Genomic DNA, 15,729 nt, shown 5'->3' with positions numbered 1-15,729 from the left:
CGACCAACCCTTGACCCGTCTCAAGGTGGCGGCGCGGGGTCCGGTCTGAAATGACCATCGACAACAACAGTCGCTCATTTCAAACAGGACCCGATCATGAGAACCCGCCGTTTCGCTACCGCCGCCACCGCCGTCCTGCTCGCAGGGGCCACGGCGTGGCCCCTCGCATCCCAGGCGCAGGACATGCCCTTCCTCGTGCGCGTTCGCGCCGTCGATCTGCAAAGCGCCAACACCGACTCGACCGGGCTGGACCTGTCGATCAACAACAAGATCATTCCCGAGATCGATTTCTCGTACTTCATCACGCCGCAGTGGGCGCTCGAGCTGGTGCTGACCTACCCGCAGAAGCAGACCATCCGCGCCGGCGACACCGAGATCGGCTCGCTCAAGCACCTGCCGCCGACGCTGACCGCGCAGTACCACTTCACCGGGCTCGGTGCGTTCCAGCCCTACCTCGGCGCCGGCGTGAACTACACGCGCTTCTCCAACGTCACGTTCGTCCCCGCGGTGCAGACGGCGTTGCAGCCGAGCCTGAGCAAGAACAGCTTCGGCCTCGCGCTGCAGGTCGGCTTCGACTACGAGTTCATGAAGAACACGACCCTCAATCTCGATGTCAAGAAGGTGCAGATCCGCACCGACGTGAGTTCGGCGGGCACGAAGGTGGGCACGTTCAAGGTCGATCCGTGGCTGATCGGCGTCGGCCTCGGGCGGCGCTTCTGATCCGCGCATGACTTCGCTCTCATCGCCGGCCGTCGACCGGTCGGTCGCCGCCGCCATCCCGCACCGCAAGGAGATCCGCACCTGGCTGGCGCCGATCACCGCGCGCAGCACCGTGCGGGCCCTTGCGCTCACGGTGGTCGACGTGCTCCTGTTGGGCGCCTGCATCGCGGCCGTGTTGCTGGCGCATCAGGCCGGTTTGCAGGTGCTCGCGGGCTTCGGTGCCGGCGTGGTGATCAGCCGCCTGTTCATCCTCGGGCACGATGCCTGCCACCAGAGCTTCACGCCCCACCGCGGGCTGAACCGCTGGCTCGGGCGCCTGGTGTTCCTGCCGTCGCTGACGCCCTATAGCCTGTGGGAGGTCGGTCACAACGTCGTCCACCACGGCTACACCAACCTGCGCGGGTTCGACTTCGTCTGGCAGCCGCGTTCGCTCGCGGAGTTCCGCGCGCTGCCGCCGTGGCGGCGCGGTCTGGAGCGCGTCTACCGCAGCGGCTGGGCGCCCTGGCTGTACTACCTCGTCGAGATCTGGTGGGCGCGCATGTTCTTTCCGAGCCGCGCCACCATGCCGACCCGGCGCGCCGTGTTCACCTGGGACTGCCTGCTCGTCTCCGCGTTCGCCGTCGCGTGGGTCGGCGGCCTGGCGTTCGCCGCGGCGCGCACCGGTCAGTCGACCGGGTGGCTGCTGACCGTCGGCTTCGCGCTGCCGTTCCTCGTATGGAACGGCATGATCGGCTTCGTCGTCTACGTCCATCACACGCACCCCGGTGTCGCGTGGTACGAGGACAAGAAGAGCTGGTCGGCCTCGCAGCCTTTCGTCTCGACGACGGTGCACCTGACCTTCCGCTCGGCGATGGGCGCGCTGCTGCACCACATCATGGAGCACACCGCGCACCACGTCGACATGAGCGTGCCGCTGTACCGCCTGCGTCGCGCGCAGGCGCTGCTTGAGAGCCGGCTCGCCGGTGCGATCGTGGTGCAACCCTTTTCTTGGCGCTGGTACGCCGACACGGCGCGCCGCTGCAAGCTCTATGACTTCGAGGCGCGCCGCTGGACCGACTTCTCGGGCCGGCCGACCACTGCAGCGCCTTCCCACGTTTCCTGACCGGTGAACCCATGGCCGCCTTCGACATCCAGCACGTCCTCTCCGTCCATCACTGGAACGAGACGCTGTTCAGCTTCACGACCACGCGCGCGCCAAGCTTGCGGTTCGAGAGCGGGCAGTTCGTGATGATCGGCCTGGAGGTCGACGGTCGGCCGCTGCTGCGGGCCTACAGCATCGCCAGCCCGCACTACGCCGAGCACCTCGAGTTCTTCAGCATCAAGGTGCAGGACGGTGCGCTGACCTCGCGGCTGCAGCATCTTCAGGTCGGCGACCCGGTGCTGGTCGGCCACAAGCCGACCGGCACGCTGGTGCTGTCCGACCTGCTGCCCGGACGGCACCTGTACCTGCTGGCCACCGGCACCGGCCTGGCACCGTTCATGAGCCTGATCCGCGACCCCGAGGTCTACGAGCGCTTCGGCAAGGTCGTGCTGGTGCATGGCGTGCGCGAGGCGAGCGATCTCGCGTATGCGCAGTTGATCGAACGCGACCTTCCGCGCGACGAGTTCCTCGGCGAGGCGATCTCCAGGCAGCTGATCTACCTGCCGGTCGTCACGCGCGAGGCGTTTCGTCACCAGGGGCGCCTGCCCGACCTGATTGCCAGTGGCGCGCTCGCGCACAAGGTGCGGCTGCCGGCGCTCGACCCGGCCCGCGACCGCGCGATGCTGTGCGGCAGCCCGGCGATGTTGCGGGACACGCGCGAGGCGCTGGACCGGCTCGGCTTCCAGGTGTCGGCGGGGCTGGGCCAGCCCGGCGGCTACCTGATCGAACGTGCGTTCGTCGAGCGCTGAGTTCGTCGTTCAGATCGCGCCGCGCAATCGCGACGTGACGATGCGGCGCAACCACCGGCGCACGCCCCACGACAACGTCAGACCGATCGCCACCGAGGCCAGCGTGCCGGCCAGGCCGCGCGTCGGCCGCGCCGCGGGGCTCGGACCGTCCAGCGGCGCGGGGGGCGGGGTGGGCGCGCCCACCGGCACCGCGGTGGCCGCGCGGACCGTCTCCTCCAGATCGAGCGGTTCGCGTTCGACTGTCGCACGGGCATGCGCGTGCGCCTCGTCCGGCGCCGTCGCCGTCGGTGCCTGCAAGTGCCGCTGCGAACCGAAGGTGCGGGCGAACACCCAGGTGAACTCGGCACCGAGCAGGAAGATCTGCGCCGAGTAGTACACCCACACGAACACCACCGCGATCGACCCCGCAGCGCCGAAGCCCGAGGCGACGCCGCTCTTGCCGATGTACAGCCCGATCAGGAAGCGGCCGAGGCTGAACAGCAAGGACGTCACGAGCGCGCCGACCCACACGTCGCGCCACTGCACCGCGACACGCGGCATGAACTTGTAGATCAGTGCGAAGCCGCAGGTGGTGATCGCGAAGCCGACGATGAAGTTGATGACCTGAACCAGCACTTCCCAGCCGATGAAGTACGAACCCCACCAGCGCCCGAACGCCGCGACGCCCGCGCCGATCACCAGCGACACCATCAGCAGGAAGGCGACGCCGAGGATCAGGCCGAACGACAGCAGACGCGTCCGCAGCAGCTTCCAGGGCCCGCTGCTGCCGGTCCGCACCGGGGCGCGCCAGATGCGATCGAGCGCGTCCTGCAACTCGCCGAACACCGTCGTCGCGCCGATCACCAGCACGACGACGCCGATCACCGTACCGAGCGCGCCGGCGGCCGGCGTGCTCATGCCGGCCAGCATGTCCTGGATGCCTTTGGCGGCCTGCTCGCCCATCAGCCCGTTCAGTTGTGCGAAGACTTCGCCGCGCACCGCCTCGGCGCCGAAGACCAGGCCGGCCACCGAGATCACGATCAACAGGAACGGCGCCATCGAGAACACCGTGTAGTACGACAGGGCTGCGCCCATGCTCGGTGCGTAATCGTCGATCCAGGCATTGACCGCGCCCTTCGCGAGCGTCCAGGCCGACTTGAAGTTCAGCGCGGGCGGATCGTCGCGATCCGGCATTGCGTCTGTCACGGCCTTGTCCATTCCATTCCCCCGTCGTCGGCTGCCCTCGATCCGCTTGGCGGCGTCGAGACCGAAGCATCGCCTGTCATGCGCTGCCCCCGCGTGGGAGCATGCTGATCACGCCCGTAGGACTGCGGCGCTTGCCGGTTCGTGCGCCGGCGCGGCAGGCGGGTCGTCGGGCGGCGCGGCGTGGTTCGCCGCGACCGCTTCGTCCTGTACCGGCTCGATCGCGGCCGGCGACGAGAAGTTCATCGGCATCTCGCCGCGCCCCGCCGCGCCGATCACGCGGTGGATGAAATCGAGCTTGGCGACGACCGGCGCAGGGACGACGAACGGGTAGCTGTCGTGCAGGCCCAGCGCGCGGTTCATCGCGTTGCAGAACTGCGAGACCGGCAGCCACTGCTCGATGATCGACGGCTCGACGGAATCGCCGTCGCTCGGCACCGGCTGCGCGACCAGCGCCGCGCCGCCCGGCACGGCATGGTCCAGGTGCAAGCCCCAGGCGGCGGCGGTCTCGAGGCCGTCGACCATGTGCAGGTAATGCGCCCAGCACTCGGCCCAGTCCTCCCACGGGTGCGAGCTGGCATAGGCGCTGATGTAGTTGAGGTTCCAGTCCGGCACCGGCGAGGTGTAGTGCTGGCGCAGCGCGGCGTCGTAGTCGGCGCGTTCGTCGCCGAACAGGCTGCGGTACTCGTCGATCCAGGCCGTGTTGTTGATCAGCCGATCCCAGTAATAGTGGCCCGATTCGTGGCGGAAATGGCCGACGAGCGAACGGTAGGGTTCGTGCATGTCCGTCCGCATGCGCTCGCGGGCCGCGTCGTCGGCCTCGGCGATGTTCAGCGTGATGATGCCTTCGTCGTGCCCGGTCAGCACCCGGTCGTTCGGGTCGACCTGCTCCAGGAACTGGAACGACAGGCCGTGCACCGGGTCCAGGTGGCGGCTCGGGGCCGGCAGCTTCAGGCGGATCAGCGTGTAGAAGAGCCGCCGCTTCGCGAGCTCGAGGTTCGCCCAGTAGACCCGGTTCTCGGGCTTGGCCAGCGCCGGGATGATGCGCGTGGTGCGGCAGGACACGCACAGCGGCGCCGGGTCGTCCGCGGCGACCATCCAATTGCAGACCGACTCCGTCGTGTAATTGCTGCAGGGGCGCTGCGCCGGGCCCTCCGGGCCGAGGCGCCGCCAGGTGCCGTCGTCGGTGACCTCGAACGCGACCATCTCGTCTTCGGCCGGCACGAAGCCGAGGCTGGCGCCGCAGGATTCGCAGCGCAGGTTGTCGAAGAACACGCGCTGGCCGCATCGGCCACATTGGAAGAGCTTCAAGAAACGACTCCGGACAGGAACGGGGTGCACGCCACGAGGCAAGCGGCGGGCCGGCGGGTTCGGGCGACGGAGCGGGTGTGATGGATCACGCGTTCCAGTCGAGTCGGGCGGCAGAAGCCGGCGCATGCGCGCTCGGCCGCGTGTCGTCGGAACTGCCATCGCTGCCGGGTGCCAGGCCTTCGCGCACGTCCGCATCCGCATTCTCGAGCAGGCCGATCCGGTCGTCCGGGCGCGCCTGTTCAGCGCGACCGCGACCGGATACGACGGCGGCCACTGCGGCCGCGATTGCAGCAAGAACCCACGCCGTGCCCATGCGTCACCTCGTATGACGAGCAAAAACGGCAGGGTAGCGGGCGGCGCACCGGTCGTCGAGCCGTGGCCTGCGCGCCTCTGTGTCAGCCACCGTCGCGGGTCGTTGTAGGACCGCGCAGACGGGCGATCCCCGCCGCCTTGCCCGCCGCGCGCCACTCGCGTGGCTTGAGCACGCCGGTCGCCAAGCCGGTGCCGACCAGGATGACGGCGCATCCCAGCAGCATGGCTGGGGTCAGCGCCTCGCCGAGGAACATCCAGCCCCACAACACCGCGAACGCGGGAATCAGGAAAGTCACTGCGATCGCGTTGGCCGGCCCGACGTGGGCGATCAGCCGGAAATACAGCAGGTACGCGACGCCGGTGCACAGCACGGCGAGCATCGCTGTCGTCATCCAGGCCTGTGGTGACGGCGTGGCCGTCGGCCACCACAGCGCTGCGGGCACGGCCATCACGAGTGCAGCCGCCAGCTGGCTGCCGGCCGCGACCGCGAGTGGCGGCACGCCGGACAGGTGCCGCTTGGTCACGCTGGCCGAGAGCCCGTAGAACAGCGCTGCCGCAATGCATGCCGGCGCTGCCCAGCCGCTGCCGCCGGTCTTGAAGCCGGCGCTGTCCCACGCCAGGCCGAGCACGCCGGCGAAGCCGATGGCCAGGCCGACCACGCGCGGGGTCGTCAGCCGGTCCTTCAGCCACGCCCAGGCGATCAGGGCGCCGAACAGCGGTGACGCGGCGTTGAAGATCGCCGCGAGGCCGGCCGTGATCGACAGTGCCGCATACGCGAACAGCAGGAACGGCAGCGCCGAATTGGTGATGCCGACGACGAGGATCGGTCGCCAGTGCCGACGCAGTGCGCCCAGCTGGCGCCGCGCGGCCAGCAGCGGCATCAGCACGAGCGCGGCGCCGGTCACGCGCAGGGCCGCCAGCGCGACCGGCCCGAACTCGCCCGCCCCCATGCGCACGAACAGGAACGACGCGCCCCACAGCGCCGCGAGGGCGACCAGCTCGAGCAGGTCGCTGCGCTTCATGCGTGGGCCTGCGTGCGCACTGGCGCCAGCGCGGTCGCGCGTTCGAGCGCGAGCAGCGCGCGCTTGCGGTCGACGCCGCCGGCGTAGCCGGTCATCGAGCCGTCGGTGCCGACGACGCGGTGGCACGGCACGATCACCGACAGCGGGTTGCGACCGACTGCACCACCGACGGCGCGCACCGCCGACGGCGAGCCGAGGGCCTTGGCGATCGCGCCGTAGCTCGTCGTGCCGGCGCTCGGGATCGCGAGCAGCTGCTGCCACACGGCACGCTGGAAGTCGGTGCCGAGGAGATCGAGCGGCAAATCGAAATCGTCGCGCTCGCCGGCGAAGTAGGCGAGCAACTGGTCCGCCGTGCGGCCGAGCAGCGCGTCATCGGGCCGGCGCACCGCGGTGAACGGGGCCGGGTAATGCTTCTGGCCTTCGAACCAGGCGCCCGCCAGCCCGCGTTCGGTGCGCGCGAGCAGCAGCGTGCCGAGTGGCGTCGCGAGGGTGGTCTGCGCGGTGCAGGCGGCGGCGAGGGTGGTCAGGGTCGTGGTCATGGGGTTGTCGTCTCCAGGGAATTCCAAAGCCGCAGCACCGCATACGCGCGCCACGGTTGCCAGGCCTGCGCCTGCGCGTCGGCCTCGCGTTGACCGGCGGTGCCGAAGCGCTGCCGCATCGCCTTCAGCACCGCCACGTCGTTGGGCGGGAAGGCATCGGGCCAGCCGAGTGCGCGCATCGCGATGTAGTGCGCAGTCCACGGCCCGATGCCGGGCAGCGCGCACAGGCGGTCGATCAGCGGCTCGGGCCGCGCCCGCGTGATCACCAGCGGGCTCAGCTCGCCCCAGGCCTGCGCGATCGCCTGGATCGCGCCGGCGCGGGTGCGGATGATGCCGAGCTCGGCGATGCGCTTGAGCGGCGCTGCGGCCAGCCCCTGCGGCGCCGGGAAGGTGCGGATCACGTCGGGCCACGGCGTACGCAACGGCTCGCCGAAGCGCTCGACGAGACGCCGCGCCAGCGTGCGCGCCGCGGCGACCGTGACCTGCTGGCCCAGCACCGCGCGCACCGCGAGTTCGAACGCGTCGAGGCTGCCTGGCAGGCGCAGCCCCGGTGCACCGGGGATGTCGGCCAGCACCGCGTCGATCGCCTGCGGTTGCGCGTCCAGGTCCAGCCAGCGCCGGGCCGCGGCGACGACCCGCCCGCTCGCCGCGGCCAGTTCGGGCGCGAAGCGCAGCAGCACGACTGGCGCGTTCGCTGCGAACTCGACCTCGATCCAGCCGGCGACCGGCGCCAGCGTGCCGGCGCGCAGGCTGCGCCGCACGCTGCGCTCGCCGACCACCTCGACCTCCGGCACCGCGCGCAGCGCGATGAAGCGCAGCAGGGCGGCCACGTCGTAGGGTGCGCGGTACGCGAGCTTGACGGTGATCGCGGCGCTGCGGTCGAACTCGTTCTCGTCGGCCTCGCCGCGCAGCCGGCGCGGGCTCATGCGGTAGCTGTCCGCGAACGCGGCGTTGAAGCGCCGCAGGCTGTTGAAGCCGCTCGCCAGCGCGACCTGCGCGACCGGCAGCCGCGTGTCGGTCAGCAGCTGCTTGGCGAGCAACAGGCGGCGCGTCTGCAGGTACTGCAGCGGCGTGACGCCGTGCTCGGCCTGAAAGATGCGGCGCAGGTGCCGGTCGCTGACGCCGAGCCGCGCGGCGATCTGAACGAGGCTCGGCGGCTCGCCGCTCGCCGCCTGGGCGTCGAGCGCGTCGGCGGCCTGGCGGGCGAGGGTGCGCGAGGCGTCCATCACCGTCCATGGCAGACCGGCGCCGGGCGCGATCTCGGGGCGGCACTTCATGCACGGGCGGAATGCGGCCGCCTCGGCCTGCGCGGGCGTGTCGAAGAAGCGGCAGTTCTTGCGCAGTGGCGTGCGCACGCGGCAGATCGGCCGGCAGTAGACGCCGGTCGACGTGACGCCGACGAACAGACGCCCGTCGAAGCGTGCGTCGCGGGCCGTGATGACCTGGTAGGCGGCGGTGTCGTCGAGGAGGTCGGCGTTCGGCATGGCGTCGATTATCGCGACCGTGCCGCGGCCGACTGGCCGTTTTCGGACATGTTCCCGGCGGTGCCGGATCAGCGCCCGTCGTCGTCGAAGCGGCCGTGGCGGCCGGTGCCCTCGGTGAAGCGCCGGGCGCCCTGGACCGATTCGCCCGACGCGAGCGTGCGCTGGCCGAGCGCGAACTCCTGCGCCAGTGCCGCCTGCAGCGGCAGCCCGTGCTGCGCCATCACGCTCGCGCGGTCGTTGCGCAGGCACTGCTGCGGGAACGCGGCGATCTGCTGCGCCAGCTCGATCGCGGCGGCCAGCGCCTGGCCGGCCGACACGACGCGGTTCGCCAGGCCGAGCGCGAGTGCCTCGTCGGCCGCGACCGCGCGGCCGGTCAGGATCAGGTCGAGCGCGCGGCTTTCGCCGATCAGCCGCGGCAGTCGCACCGTGCCGCCATCGATCAGCGGCACGCCGAAGCGGCGACAGTACACGCCGAACACCGCCGTCGCGCTTGCCACCCGCAGGTCGCACCACAGCGCGAGCTCGAGGCCACCGGCGACGGCGTGCCCCTCGACCGCGGCAATCACGGGCTTGCTCAGCTGCAGGCGCGTCGGGCCCATCGGGCCGATCGCGCGCATGTCCGCATCGAGCGGATTGGCCCGCGACGCGTCGCCGAAGCCGCCCGCCACCGCCTTCAGGTCGGCGCCGGCGCAAAACTGGCCGCCGGCGCCCTGCAGGATCGCGACGGCGGCGTCCGCATCGGCGTCGAAATCGCGAAACGCCTTCCAAAGCGCGCGCGCGGTCGGGCCGTCGACAGCATTGCGCACCTCGGGCCGGTTCAGCGTGACGGTCCAGACCGGCCCGTCGCGATCGATCTGGACCGCGTCGCTCATGCCGGGTGCAGCACCAGAGCCACCGTCTGCGCGGCCAGTTCGTCGAGATCGACGCGATGCGTCGCGGCGCGCGCGGACTTGGGGCGCGCGCGGTACCAGGTCGCGGAGAAGTTCATCGCGCCGAGAATCATGAGCCGCGCCAGCTTGGCGTCCGCGCGCAGCAGGCCCTGTTCGTGCAGTTCATCGAGGGTGCGCTGCCAGATCGCGTCGTAGCGGTCCTTCAGCTCGATGATGCGGCGCTTGTACTGCGCCGGCAGCGAGCGCCAGTCGTACAGCATCACCGGGATGAAATCGCTGCCGGTGTCGTGCAGGATGCCGTAGTGCGTGCGCACCAGCTGCCGGAAGCGCTCGCTTGCCGACAGGCTGGGATCGACCGCGTCGGTCGTTCGGTCCAGGCCGAGGCGCAGGCCTTCCTCCATCACCGCCATCAGCAGTTCGTGCTTGTTCGCGAAGTGATAGAACGGACTGCCCGAGCGCATGCCCACGGCGTGCGCGATGTCGCGAATCGTCGTGCCGTCGAAGCCCTTTTCGCGGAACAGCCGGGCGGCGACGCGCACCAGATCGGCACGCCGGTTGTCGGGGCCTTCGCTGGCAGGGGGGCGGGGTTTGACCGGCATGGGTTTCGGGTTTGTACGCTGACGCGCCGCAATCGACTTCGATACAAAGCAACTGCTTGCTTGGCAAGCCGAGCATATCAACAAGAAGCAGCTGGCCGCAACGATCGCCGCCACGAGCATCGCATGCAGGCCGTCCTGGAGACTTTGGGGTGCAGGCTCTTCAGATCGTCATCAGCGGCATTGCGCAAGGCTGTATCTACGGCCTGATCGCGCTCGGCGTGGTGCTGATCTACAAGGCCACCGAGACCGTGAGCTTCGCGCAGGGCGAACTGATGATGCTCGGCGCATTCATCGGGCTGGTCGTGATGAGCTCGCTCGGCTTCCCGTTCTGGCTCGCGTTCGCGGCGGCGGTGCTGGCGATGGGCGTGTTCGGCATCGTGCTGGAGCGGCTCGTGATCCGGCCTATCCTGGGCCAGCCGGCGTTCTCGATCGTGATGCTGACGATCGGCATCGGCTACGTCGCACGCGGCGCGATCACGATGGTGCCGGGCATCGGTACCGAAACCCACACGCTGCCGGTGCCCTACAAGGACCAGGCCTGGAACGTCGGCGCGCTGGTGCTGAACGTCGAGCAGATGGTCATCATCGCCGCGACGGTGGTGCTCAGCGGCGTGCTCTATGCCGTCTTCAAGTACAGCAAGGTCGGCGTCGCGATGCAGGCGGCCTCGCAGAACCAGATCGCGGCGTACTACATGGGCATCCCGGTCAAGCGGTTGAACGGGCTGGTGTGGGGGCTGGCCGCTGCGGTCGCCGCGGTCGCCGGATTGCTGCTCGCGCCGATCACGTTCGTGCACGCGAACATGGGGTTCATCGGGTTGAAGGCGATGCCGGCGGCAGTGGTGGGGGGCTTCGGCAGCTTGCCGGGGGCGCTGGTCGGCGGATTGATCATTGGGATCGTCGAGTCGTTGTCGGGGTTTTATCTGCCGGAAGGGTTCAAGGACATCGCTGCTTACGTGGTCGTGCTGATCATGCTGGTCGTCAAGCCGAACGGGCTGTTCGGCGAGAAGTTGCGGAAGAAGGTCTGACGATGGCCTGCCGCGACAACCTCCACCTGACCTTTTCCACCGAACTGCTCCGACGGTTGCAGCCAAGGCGCGCCCGGGTGGGTTGCGCGGCGCCTGGGAGGCGTCGAGCGGCGCAGGGCAGTCATCGCGCAGCGATCGCCTCCGAGAAGCGGAGCAGGTTGCCCGGGCGCGCCTTTGCCGCTCCACTGCGAACGAACCGCTGATACCCATGCGCTTCATCTTCAAGACGGATTACGCGCAGGACATCAAGCTCGCCAAGCACGGCGGTCAGGTCTTCTGGTATTCGGCATTGATGCTCACGATGCTCGCCGCACCCTGGGTGTTCTCGGAATACTGGCTGGCCCAGCTGACCTTCGTGCTGATCTACTCGGTCGTCGGGCTCGGGCTGATGCTGCTGTCCGGCTTCACGGGCCTGTTCTCGCTCGGACACGCCGCGTTCCTCGGCGTCGGCGCGTACACCCAGGCGGCGCTCACGAACGCAGGCGTGCCGGCGCCGATCGCGCTCGCGATGGCGGGATTGATCTCGGCGGCAGTGGGCATGGTGGTCGGGCTGCCGGCGCTGCGCGTGAAGGGGATCTACCTCGCGATCGCGACGCTCGCGTTCGGGTTCATCGTCGAAGAGGTGTTCGCGCGCTGGGAGCGCGTGACGGGCGGCAATGCGGGCATCCACATCAAGGCGCCCGACGTGTTCGGGCTGGTGCTCGACACCGACGCCTCGTTCTACTTCGCCTGCCTGGTCATCACGGTGCTCGCGACGCTGGCGGTGCTGAACCTGCTGCGTTCGCCGACCGGCCGGGCGTTCGTCGCGATCCGCGACTCGGAAGTGTCGGCGCAGAGCATGGGCATCCACCTCGCGCGCTACAAGACGCTGTCGTTCGCGATCTCCGCGGCGCTGGCCGGCATCGGCGGCGCGCTGTACGCGCACAAGCTGCAGTTCATTTCGCCCGATCAGTTCAACATCCTGCAGTCGGTCGACCTGGTGCTGATGATCGTGATCGGCGGCATCGGCTCGATCCACGGCGCGTTCCTCGGCGCGATCTTCCTGATCACGATGCCGCAGGTGATCAACCTGTCGAAGGACTGGCTCCCCGCGACGATCGGCCAGGCGCCGGGCCTGCAGGGGCTGGTCTACGGGCTGGTGCTGATCGCGTTCGTGCTGTTCGAGCCCCTCGGGCTGTACGGGCGCTGGCTGAAGATGCGCACCTACCTGCAGATCTTTCCGTTCTACCGCAAGGGCATGTTCCAGCGGCAGAAGAGCTACCTCAAGTCGGACCGCCTGAAATGAGCGACGTGCTGCTTTCGGCGACAGACCTGAGCGTGCGCTTCGGCGGCGTGCTCGCGGTCAGCAAGGTCAGCTTCGACGTCAAGCGTGGCGAGGTCTTCACGCTGATCGGCCCGAACGGTGCGGGCAAGACGACGGTGTTCAACCTGATCTCGCGGCTCTACACGCCGACCACCGGCTCGCTCGTTTTTGAAGGCCAGCCGCTGGCCGAGAAGGCGCCGCACGACATCGCCAGGCTCGGCATCGCGCGCACCTTCCAGAACATCGAGCTGTTCGAGCACGCGAGCGTGCTGCAGAACCTGCTGATCGGCCGCCACACGCACCGCCAGACGAGTCTGTGGAGCGAGCTGCTGTTCACGCGCAAGACGCGTGCGGCCGAGATCGCGGCGCGCGAGAAGGTCGAGCAGGTGATCGACCTGCTCGATCTGCAGCACCACCGGGAGTCGCTGGTCGCCGGGCTGCCGTACGGCGTGCGCAAGGTCGTCGAGCTGGCGCGCGCGCTGTGCACCGAGCCGAAGCTGCTGCTGCTGGACGAACCGTCGTCGGGTCTGAACGTCGAGGAAACCGACGACATGGCGTTCTGGATCGACGACATCCGCAACGAACTCGGCATCACGGTGCTGATGGTCGAGCACGACATGGCGCTGGTCTCCAAGGTCTCGGACCGCGTGCTGGCGATGAACCAGGGCGAGGTGCTGGCGCTCGGCACACCGGCCGAGGTGCAGCGGCACCCGGGCGTGATCGAGGCCTACCTCGGGTCGGTCGACGACGTGGCGAGCTTGCGCAGGAAGGTGACCGCATGAGCGCCGACGAGCCGATCCTGAAGCTGCTGAACGTCGAGAGCGCCTATGGGCCGATCCGCGCGATCCGCGGGGTCAGCCTGCAGGTCCGGCCCGGCCAGATCGCGACCGTGCTGGGCTCGAACGGCGCCGGCAAGTCGACGATCCTGAAGACGATCTCCGGGATCATCGACCCGCGCAAGGGCAGCATCGCGTTCAAGGGCGAGGACATCACCGCGCGCGACCCGGCGCTGATCGTGCAGCGCGGCCTGTCGCACGTGCCCGAGGGCCGCGAGGTGTTCCCGCTGCTGTCGATCCACGACAACCTGATGATGGGCGCCTACACGCGGCGCGATCGCGACGGCGTCGCGCGCGACCTCGAGGTCGTCTATGGCTACTTCCCGATCCTGCGCGAGCGGGCAGGGCAGGACGCCGGACTGCTCTCCGGCGGCCAGCAGCAGATGCTCGCGATCTCGCGCGCGCTGATGGCGGCGCCCGAGCTGATCCTGCTCGACGAGCCCAGCCTCGGCCTGTCGCCGCGGCTCACGCGCGAGATCTTCGAGATCGTGATCCGCATCAACCGCGAGCGCGGCACGACGATCCTGCTGGTCGAGCAGAACGCGAACATGGCACTCAACGTGGCCGACTTCGGCTACGTGCTCGAGAACGGTCGCATCGTGATGGAGGACAGCTGCGACAAGCTGCGCGAGAAGGACGACATCAAGGAGTTCTACCTCGGCATGAAGGAATCCGGCGTGCGCGGCGAGCGGCGCTGGAAAAAGAAGAAAACCTGGCGTTGATCGACGACATGAGCAACCTCTGGGACCTGAGCCACCTGAAGCCACGCGAGGATGTGGTCGTCGAAGGCGACACGCTGTCCGCGATGTTCTGGAATGCCGCCGCGCAGCGGGCCGGGCGCGTGTTCATGCGCCAGAAGAAGCTCGGCATCTGGCGCGAGTGGACCTGGGACGAGACCGCGCAGGCGGTGCGCGAGATCGGGGACGGCCTGCTCGCGCTCGGTTTCCGGGCCGGCGATTGCGCGTCGATCGCGTCGAACACGGTCGTCGAATGGGTGCTCGCGGACCTCGCGGTGCTGAGCTGCGGCGGCGTCTCGAACGGCATCTACCCGACCGACGCCGCGCCGCAGGTGCACTACCTCTGCGAGGACTCGCGCACCCGCGTGCTGTTCGTCGAAGACGAGGAGCAGCTCGACAAGGCGCTCGAGGTGCGCGCCGGCCTGCCGCTGCTGCGCAAGATTGTCGTGTTCGACCCGAAGGGCCTGCGCGAGTTCACCGACCCCGACGTGATCGACCTGGCCGCGTTGCGTGCGCTCGGCCGCGCGCATGCGCAGTCGCACCCGGGCGAGCTCGATGCGCGGGTAGCCGCGTGCCGCCCCGAGGACCTGGCGATCCTGGTCTACACCTCCGGCACGACCGGCAAGCCCAAGGGCGCGATGCATTCGCATCGCGGCCTCGTGTACACCGCGCGCGGCTACAACCGCATCGTCGCGCAGGACGAAACGGACGAGCGCATGTGCTTCCTGCCGCTGTGCCACATCGCCGAGCGCATGGGCGGCGAGTACTTTGCGCTCTATACCGGCTCGAAGCTGAACTTCGTCGAGAACCCCGAGACGGTGCCCGAGAACGTGCGCGAGATCGCGCCGACCGTCTTCACCGCCGTGCCGCGGATCTGGGAGAAGTTCTACAGTGGCGTGATGATCGCGCTGCGCGAGTCGGGCAAGGCACAACAGCTTGCGTACGCGTGGAGCATCGGCGTGGGCACGCGCATCGCCGACAAGGTGCTCGCGGGCGAGTCGGTCGGCGCGTGGCTGAAGCTGCAATTTGCGCTGGCCCGCCTGCTCGCGCTGAACAACGTGCGCAAGCTGATCGGCATCCACCGTGCGCGCTTCTGCGTGACGGGCGCGGCGCCGATCTCGCCCGACCTGGTCAGGTGGTACCTCGCGCTCGGCGTGCCGATGGTCGAGGTCTGGGGCATGACCGAGACCTGCGGCGCCTCGACCTACACGCCGGCCGACCGGATCAAGCCCGGCATGATCGGCCCCGCGTGCCCGTTCAACGAGGTGAAGCTCGACCCGGCCACCGGCGAGCTGCTGGTGCGCGGCCCGAACGTGTTCATGGGCTACCTGAACCTGCCGGACAAGACGGCGGAGACGATCGATGCCGACGGCTGGCTGCACACCGGCGACGTCGGCCTGGTCGACGCCGACGGCTACTTCCGCATCACCGACCGGATGAAGGACATCATCATCACCGCCGGCGGCAAGAACATCACGCCGAGCGAGCTCGAGAACGACCTGAAGTTCTCGCCGTACATCACCGACGCGGTGGTGGTCGGCGACAAGCGGCCGTACCTGACCGTGATCGTGATGATCGACCAGGAGAACGTCGAGAAGTACGCGCAGGACCGCGACATCCCGTTCAGCAACTACACCAGCCTGACGCTGAGCGCCGAGGTGCAGGCGCTGATCCAGGGCGAGGTCGAGCGGGTCAACAGGAAGTTCGCGCGGGTCGAACAGATCAAGAAGTTCTGGCTGCTCGACACGCAGCTGAGCGCCGAAGACGACGAGCTGACGCCGACGATGAAGTTGAAGCGCAAGCTCGTCGAGAAGAAGTACGCTGCCCGCATCGACGCGATGTACGGCTGACGCCGAAGTCACTCATTCATCACCCAAGG

The 15,729-nt window shown here is 69.1% G+C and carries 16 protein-coding genes; 8 read left to right on the top strand and 8 right to left on the bottom strand.

Features of this window, described 5'->3' with window-relative positions; genetic code table 11:
* Positions 1-96: 96 nt before the first annotated feature.
* From ACWH49_RS25625 to ACWH49_RS25615, 3 genes are read left to right on the top strand one after another with little or no spacing between them, the layout of a single operon-like run.
* Positions 97-720, top strand: coding sequence for an OmpW/AlkL family protein (locus ACWH49_RS25625; RefSeq protein WP_448174005.1), 624 nt, complete (start codon positions 97-99; stop codon positions 718-720).
* 7 nt (positions 721-727) lie between these two features.
* On the top strand, positions 728-1,822 hold the full coding sequence (locus ACWH49_RS25620) for a fatty acid desaturase (RefSeq protein ID WP_448174004.1): 1,095 nt from the start codon (positions 728-730) through the stop codon (positions 1,820-1,822).
* Between the two features lie 11 nt (positions 1,823-1,833).
* Positions 1,834-2,610, top strand: coding sequence for a ferredoxin--NADP reductase (locus ACWH49_RS25615; RefSeq protein WP_448174003.1), 777 nt, complete (start codon positions 1,834-1,836; stop codon positions 2,608-2,610).
* Between the two features lie 9 nt (positions 2,611-2,619).
* Here the strand turns inward: ACWH49_RS25615 and ACWH49_RS25610 are convergent, their stop codons facing one another.
* The 8 genes from ACWH49_RS25610 to ACWH49_RS25575 form a co-directional block, all read right to left on the bottom strand.
* Complete coding sequence (locus tag ACWH49_RS25610; RefSeq protein WP_448174002.1) at positions 2,620-3,795, bottom strand: YihY/virulence factor BrkB family protein; 1,176 nt, start codon at positions 3,793-3,795, stop codon at positions 2,620-2,622.
* 108 nt (positions 3,796-3,903) lie between these two features.
* The gene (locus ACWH49_RS25605) at positions 3,904-5,103 is read right to left on the bottom strand and encodes a zinc-binding metallopeptidase family protein (protein WP_448174001.1); all 1,200 of its coding nucleotides are present in this window, start codon (positions 5,101-5,103) and stop codon (positions 3,904-3,906) included.
* A gap of 85 nt (positions 5,104-5,188) precedes the next feature.
* Entirely contained in the window at positions 5,189-5,416 is a 228-nt protein-coding gene (locus ACWH49_RS25600) for a hypothetical protein (protein ID WP_448174000.1), read from the bottom strand.
* Between the two features lie 82 nt (positions 5,417-5,498).
* Complete coding sequence (locus tag ACWH49_RS25595) at positions 5,499-6,437, bottom strand: DMT family transporter (protein WP_448173999.1); 939 nt, start codon at positions 6,435-6,437, stop codon at positions 5,499-5,501.
* Positions 6,434-6,976, bottom strand: a complete 543-nt coding sequence (locus ACWH49_RS25590) for a methylated-DNA--[protein]-cysteine S-methyltransferase (RefSeq protein WP_448173998.1) — start codon at positions 6,974-6,976, stop codon at positions 6,434-6,436. Before ACWH49_RS25590 ends, ACWH49_RS25595 begins: the two co-directional genes overlap by 4 nt.
* A complete protein-coding gene (locus ACWH49_RS25585) occupies positions 6,973-8,460 on the bottom strand; it encodes a DNA-3-methyladenine glycosylase 2 family protein (protein WP_448173997.1) in 1,488 nt (495 codons plus the stop codon). Before ACWH49_RS25585 ends, ACWH49_RS25590 begins: the two co-directional genes overlap by 4 nt.
* 68 nt (positions 8,461-8,528) lie before the next feature.
* A complete protein-coding gene (locus tag ACWH49_RS25580; RefSeq protein ID WP_448173996.1) occupies positions 8,529-9,332 on the bottom strand; it encodes a crotonase/enoyl-CoA hydratase family protein in 804 nt (267 codons plus the stop codon).
* Positions 9,329-9,949 carry a TetR family transcriptional regulator gene (locus ACWH49_RS25575; protein WP_448173995.1) on the bottom strand — a complete coding sequence of 207 codons (621 nt, stop codon included), beginning with the start codon at positions 9,947-9,949 and terminating at the stop codon, positions 9,329-9,331. The genes ACWH49_RS25580 and ACWH49_RS25575 overlap by 4 nt, the downstream gene beginning before the upstream one ends.
* Before the next feature lie 149 nt (positions 9,950-10,098).
* Here ACWH49_RS25575 and ACWH49_RS25570 point away from each other — a divergent pair, with 149 nt between their 5' ends.
* The 5 genes from ACWH49_RS25570 (at position 10,099) to ACWH49_RS25550 (ending at position 15,700) form a co-directional block, all read left to right on the top strand.
* Positions 10,099-10,974, top strand: a complete 876-nt coding sequence (locus ACWH49_RS25570) for a branched-chain amino acid ABC transporter permease (protein ID WP_448173994.1) — start codon at positions 10,099-10,101, stop codon at positions 10,972-10,974.
* Between the two features lie 208 nt (positions 10,975-11,182).
* The gene (locus tag ACWH49_RS25565) at positions 11,183-12,259 is read left to right on the top strand and encodes a branched-chain amino acid ABC transporter permease (RefSeq protein ID WP_448173993.1); all 1,077 of its coding nucleotides are present in this window, start codon (positions 11,183-11,185) and stop codon (positions 12,257-12,259) included.
* Entirely contained in the window at positions 12,256-13,059 is an 804-nt protein-coding gene (locus ACWH49_RS25560; RefSeq protein WP_448173992.1) for an ABC transporter ATP-binding protein, read from the top strand. The genes ACWH49_RS25565 and ACWH49_RS25560 overlap by 4 nt, the downstream gene beginning before the upstream one ends.
* Positions 13,056-13,835, top strand: a complete 780-nt coding sequence (locus ACWH49_RS25555; RefSeq protein ID WP_056463513.1) for an ABC transporter ATP-binding protein — start codon at positions 13,056-13,058, stop codon at positions 13,833-13,835. The genes ACWH49_RS25560 and ACWH49_RS25555 overlap by 4 nt, the downstream gene beginning before the upstream one ends.
* Before the next feature lie 8 nt (positions 13,836-13,843).
* Positions 13,844-15,700 (top strand): AMP-dependent synthetase/ligase, encoded by a 1,857-nt coding sequence (locus ACWH49_RS25550; protein ID WP_448173991.1) that lies wholly within the window; start codon positions 13,844-13,846, stop codon positions 15,698-15,700.
* Positions 15,701-15,729 lie beyond the last annotated feature (29 nt).

The sequence above is a fragment of the Rhizobacter fulvus genome, assembly GCF_964020785.1.
This window is presented reverse-complemented; position numbering and strand designations above follow the sequence as displayed.

Excerpts from the sequence above, each read along its gene's own strand:
- ACWH49_RS25550 (WP_448173991.1), top strand. The coding sequence starts at position 13,844 with ATGAGCAACCTCTGGGACCTGAGCCACCTGAAGCCACGCGAGGATGTG.
- ACWH49_RS25590 (WP_448173998.1), bottom strand. The coding sequence starts at position 6,976 with ATGACCACGACCCTGACCACCCTCGCCGCCGCCTGCACCGCGCAGACC.
- ACWH49_RS25625 (WP_448174005.1), top strand. The coding sequence starts at position 97 with ATGAGAACCCGCCGTTTCGCTACCGCCGCCACCGCCGTCCTGCTCGCA.
- ACWH49_RS25585 (WP_448173997.1), bottom strand. The coding sequence starts at position 8,460 with ATGCCGAACGCCGACCTCCTCGACGACACCGCCGCCTACCAGGTCATC.
- ACWH49_RS25575 (WP_448173995.1), bottom strand. The coding sequence starts at position 9,949 with ATGCCGGTCAAACCCCGCCCCCCTGCCAGCGAAGGCCCCGACAACCGG.
- ACWH49_RS25615 (WP_448174003.1), top strand. The coding sequence starts at position 1,834 with ATGGCCGCCTTCGACATCCAGCACGTCCTCTCCGTCCATCACTGGAAC.
- ACWH49_RS25620 (WP_448174004.1), top strand. The coding sequence starts at position 728 with ATGACTTCGCTCTCATCGCCGGCCGTCGACCGGTCGGTCGCCGCCGCC.
- ACWH49_RS25595 (WP_448173999.1), bottom strand. The coding sequence starts at position 6,437 with ATGAAGCGCAGCGACCTGCTCGAGCTGGTCGCCCTCGCGGCGCTGTGG.
- ACWH49_RS25600 (WP_448174000.1), bottom strand. The coding sequence starts at position 5,416 with ATGGGCACGGCGTGGGTTCTTGCTGCAATCGCGGCCGCAGTGGCCGCC.
- ACWH49_RS25555 (WP_056463513.1), top strand. The coding sequence starts at position 13,056 with ATGAGCGCCGACGAGCCGATCCTGAAGCTGCTGAACGTCGAGAGCGCC.
- ACWH49_RS25560 (WP_448173992.1), top strand. The coding sequence starts at position 12,256 with ATGAGCGACGTGCTGCTTTCGGCGACAGACCTGAGCGTGCGCTTCGGC.
- ACWH49_RS25580 (WP_448173996.1), bottom strand. The coding sequence starts at position 9,332 with ATGAGCGACGCGGTCCAGATCGATCGCGACGGGCCGGTCTGGACCGTC.
- ACWH49_RS25565 (WP_448173993.1), top strand. The coding sequence starts at position 11,183 with ATGCGCTTCATCTTCAAGACGGATTACGCGCAGGACATCAAGCTCGCC.